Source organism: uncultured Brevundimonas sp. (assembly GCF_937870815.1).
Taxonomy (GTDB): Bacteria; Pseudomonadota; Alphaproteobacteria; order Caulobacterales; family Caulobacteraceae; genus Brevundimonas.
The window spans coordinates 1-4,139 of the sequence record NZ_CALMZS010000092.1 but is presented as its reverse complement, the minus strand read 5'-3'; the positions used below and the strand labels follow the sequence as shown (position 1 = coordinate 4,139).

At 72.1% G+C, this 4,139-nt stretch carries 4 protein-coding genes; 2 read left to right on the top strand and 2 right to left on the bottom strand.

Annotated features, from left to right (window positions below; genetic code table 11):
* Window positions 1-5 precede the first annotated feature (5 nt).
* Together argS and Q0588_RS05695 are read right to left on the bottom strand one after the other, a co-directional pair.
* The gene (gene argS / locus Q0588_RS05700; RefSeq protein ID WP_298744550.1) at window positions 6-1,808 is read right to left on the bottom strand and encodes an arginine--tRNA ligase; all 1,803 of its coding nucleotides are present in this window, start codon (window positions 1,806-1,808) and stop codon (window positions 6-8) included.
* Window positions 1,809-2,507 (bottom strand): Tat pathway signal sequence domain protein, encoded by a 699-nt coding sequence (locus Q0588_RS05695; protein WP_298744549.1) that lies wholly within the window; start codon window positions 2,505-2,507, stop codon window positions 1,809-1,811.
* 150 nt (window positions 2,508-2,657) lie between these two features.
* Here Q0588_RS05695 and ispH point away from each other — a divergent pair, with 150 nt between their 5' ends.
* Entirely contained in the window at window positions 2,658-3,629 is a 972-nt protein-coding gene (gene ispH / locus Q0588_RS05690; protein ID WP_298744547.1) for a 4-hydroxy-3-methylbut-2-enyl diphosphate reductase, read from the top strand.
* Window positions 3,630-3,703: 74 nt separating this feature from the next.
* On the top strand, window positions 3,704-4,139 hold a 436-nt coding region (locus Q0588_RS05685; protein ID WP_298744545.1), incomplete at its 3' end, for an MliC family protein.

Here is a 4,139-nt window from a genome sequence, read left to right as displayed (position 1 = left end):
GGCCGCTACATCCGCTCCGGCGTGTCGATGCCGAGCAGGTCCAGCGCCCGCTCCAGCTGGTCCAGCACCGCCTTCGATAGGGTCAGGCGCGAGCCCCGGGTCGCGGCGTCCGGCGCGGCCAGCACCGGACAGGCGGCGTAGAATTTCGAGAAGCTCTGGGCCAGCCGGTAAGCATGCTCCGAGATCAGGTGCGGCATCCGCTTGTCATAGGCCTCGGCCACGGCCTGGGAGAAGGCGTCCAGCGTCAGGGCCAGGTCGCGCTCGGCGGGCTCTCCGATGACGACCGGCCCCGCCGTCGCGCCCTGGTCGGCGCCCTTGCGCAGCAGGGATTTGATCCGCACCGCCTGGTACAGCAGGTACGGCCCGGTCTTGCCCTCGAAGCTCATGAACCGGTCGAGGTCGAAGACGTAGCTGGTGGTCCGGCTGTTCGACAGGTCGGCGAATTTCAGCGCCGCCACCGCCACCTTGCGGGCGATGTCGTCGAACTCGGCCGCGGGCAGGTCGGCGCCCAGCCTGGCCTCGCGCAGCCGCTCGCGCGCCTTGTCGACGGCCAGGGTGATGAGGTCGTGCAGCTTCAGCACCCCGCCGGCGCGGGTCTTGAACGGCTTGCCGTCCGGCCCGTTCATGGTGCCGAAGCCGAGATGCTCCAGCGACCCCTCGGCCGCATAGCCGGCCAGATACGCGGCCCGGAACACCTGTTCGAAATGCTCGGCCTGCCGCTCGTCGACGACATAGAGGATCAGGTCGGGATCGATGGCCTTGCGGCGGTCGAGGATGGTCGCCAGGTCGGTGGTGCCGTACATGGCCGAGCCTTCCGACGAGATGACCAGCAGCGGCGGCGGGCTCGGCGCCTCGACGACGCTGCCGTCGGCCAGCTTCCGCTTGCGGGTCTCGCCGGGCCGGGCGACGTGGACCACCTGGGCCCCGTCGTCCTCGACCAGCAGGCCGGCCTCCCTCAGATGGGCGATCATCTCCGGCATCAGCGGATCGGCGTCGCTCTCGCCGTTCCACAGGTCGAAGGTGACGCCCAGCGCCGCGAACTCGCGCTGCAGGCCGGCCATCGAGACGTCGTGCATATGCCGCCACAGGGCGCGATAGCCGGGCCGGGCCGCCTGCAGTTCCGCCGTCGCCTTGCGGGCGCGGCCGCGGAACTCCGCATCCTCCTTGGCGCGCGCCGCGGCGGCCGGATACAGCCGCTCCAGATCCTCCAGCGTCACCGGGCTGTCGGCCGGGAACGGCCCGTCGCCCTCGGCCATGAAGGCCTCGCCCTTGCCCTCGTCGGCCACGGCCACGATCAGCAGCCCCATCTGGAAGCCCCAGTCGCCGAAATGGGCGTCGCCCCACACCGTGTCGCCGCGGAAGCGGAAGATGCGCTTCAGGCTCTCGCCGATGATCGAGCTGCGCAGGTGGCCGACGTGCATCGGCTTGGCCACATTGGGCCCGGCGTAGTCGATCACCACCCGGCGCGGCGCGGCGACGGTCGAGGCCCCGGCGTGCTCGCGGTCGGCCGCGACCTCGGCGGCCCGGGCCGCCAGCGCGCCGTCGGCGACCGTCAGGTTGATGAAGCCCGGCCCGGCCACCTCGACCGAGGCCAGCCGCGAGTCGTTCTTGAGCCGCTCCGCCACCCGGCCGGCCAGTTCGCGCGGATTGGCCTTCAACGCCTTCGCCGCCGCCAGCGCCCCGTTCGACTGGAAGTCGGCCAGGTCGGGCCGGTCGGAGGGGGTCACGCGGGCGACGCCGGGGGCCACGCCTTCGGCGGCGAAGGCGGCCTCGACCGCCTCGCCCAGCACAGTCCTGAGATCGGTCATCTACTGGCCGGTCGACGGCGCCAGGACGCCCGCGTTGACGCGGAAGCGGCTACCCGTGCGGTTGAACTCGGCCATCTGCGGCGTCACGTCGAAGCCGACGAGAATCTCGAAATTGTCGCCGCTGGTGGTGGCGTCCGCGCGCGGGATGACCACGACCTGGTCCTGGGTCACCGACGTCGCCGGCCGGCCGTCGAAATCGACCGGCAGGTCGAAATACTCCTTGGCCAGAACGGCCTTGTTCCGCTCGGTCACCGCGATCCAGTAGCGATAGGTGCGGTTCTCGCCCTGGGCCTGCGGCCCGCGGCCCAGGTTGAACAGGACGCGGGTATGGACGGTGATCGGGTCGTCGTTCTGATAGGCGCAGTCAGAGGTCAGGCCCTCGATCTCGCCGGTGAAGCCCACGTTCGAGGCCGCCACCCGGTCGCCGGTCAGTTCGACGAAGCGGGCGGCGTCGTAGAGGATCTTCACATAGGGGCAGGGGCCGGCGGCCGCGCTGCGGCGCAGCGGCGCGATGCGGGGCGCGCGCCGCGCCTCGTTCTGCTGCGTGCCGTCGGGGTTCTCGCCGCGCGCGGAGCCCCCCGGCTGCTGCTGCCCCGGACGCGGCTGAACCTGCGCCTCGGCGGCGAGCGGGACCAGCAGCACCGAAAACGCGGCGATCGCGGCGGCCGAAGCCAGGGAATTCTTGAGGACGCGACGCATCAAAGGCTCTTCCACGAACGAGGAGGCGCGACGACAGCCCGACGCCGGGCGCAACGCTCGTTGCTGATAGCGGCTAAAGCGAGGCGCGGCAAACCCGCGCCGGGGCAAACCGCGGTGGCGGCGGGCCGGGCGAACGACTAGGTTGCGCCCATGACCGTTCATGCGCCGATCCCGGCTCCCGAAAAGCGTCCGCTGACCGTGCGCCTCGCCACCCCGCGCGGCTTCTGCGCCGGCGTCGACCGGGCCATCCAGATCGTCGAGCGGGCCATCGAGAAATACGGCGCGCCCGTCTATGTGCGCCACGAGATCGTGCACAATCGCCATGTGGTCGACCGTCTCGGGGCCATGGGCGCGGTGTTCGTCCGGGAGCTGGACGAATGCCCCGACGACCGCCCCGTGGTCTTCTCCGCCCACGGCGTGCCGAAATCCGTGCCGGAAGGGGCCCGGGCCCGTGAGATGCTGTATCTCGACGCCACCTGCCCGCTGGTCTCCAAGGTCCATGTCGAGGCCGAGCGCCACCACGCCGCCGGCCGCCACATCATCCTGATCGGCCACGCCGGTCATCCCGAGGTGGTCGGCACCATGGGCCAGTTGCCGCCCGGCGCGATCAGCCTGGTCGAGACGGTCGGGGACGCCGAGGCCTTCCGGCGCCCGGGCGGGGCGCCGCTGGCCTACGCCACCCAGACCACCCTGTCCGTGGACGACACCAGCGAAATCCTGGCGGTGCTCAAGCGGCGCTTCCCCGAACTGCCCGACCCGCACAAGGAAGACATCTGCTACGCCACCACCAACCGGCAGGAGGCGGTCAAGCGGCTCGGCGCCGGCTGCGACCTGGTGCTGGTGGTCGGGTCGAAGAACTCCTCCAACTCGGTGCGGCTGGTCGAGGTGGCGCTGCGGGCCGGGGCCGGCGACGCCCGGCTGGTCGACGACGCCGCCCAGGTCGACTGGTCGTGGCTGGACGGGGTGTCGACCCTCGGAATCACCGCCGGGGCCTCGGCCCCCGAACCGCTGATCGAGGCCCTGGTCGAGGCCGTCCGCGCCCGGTTCTCCGCCGAGGTGATCGAGGACTCCGGCCAGCGCGAGACGGTCACCTTCAAGCTGCCGCGTCTCCTGACCGCCTGAACAAAGGACGCTTGCGCAAGCGGAGCCTTTGCCGTTCGCTGGCGTTAACCTGCGCGACCAGTCTGGGGATGACCATGCGCCTTCGCACCGCCTTCGCCGCCGTCTCGATCGCGGCCCTGTCCGCCGCCTGCGCCCAGGAGGCCGAGGCTCCGCCGGAGCCGGTCGAACCGTCCCCGGCCCCGGCGGCGCCGGCCGCGCCGCCGATCAGCTACGCCTGCGAAAGCGGCCAGTCGGTCACCGTGGCCTATCCGGACACGGCCACCGCCCAGCTGACCTACCAGGGCCGGGCATGGACGCTGCGGGCGGTCCAGGCCGCCTCGGGCGCGCGCTACGCCGGGGCGGACCTGGAATGGTCGACGGTCACCCGGGACGGACTGGAGAGCGCCGCCCTCAGCCGGCTCGGGCCCAGCGGCGACGTCGGCGTCGCCGTGCTCGAGCGCTGCAGCCGCCCGAGCGCCGGCGCCGTCCCCGCGGGGCCGGTTCCACCGCCGGAGGCGGGCGTTCTTCCGG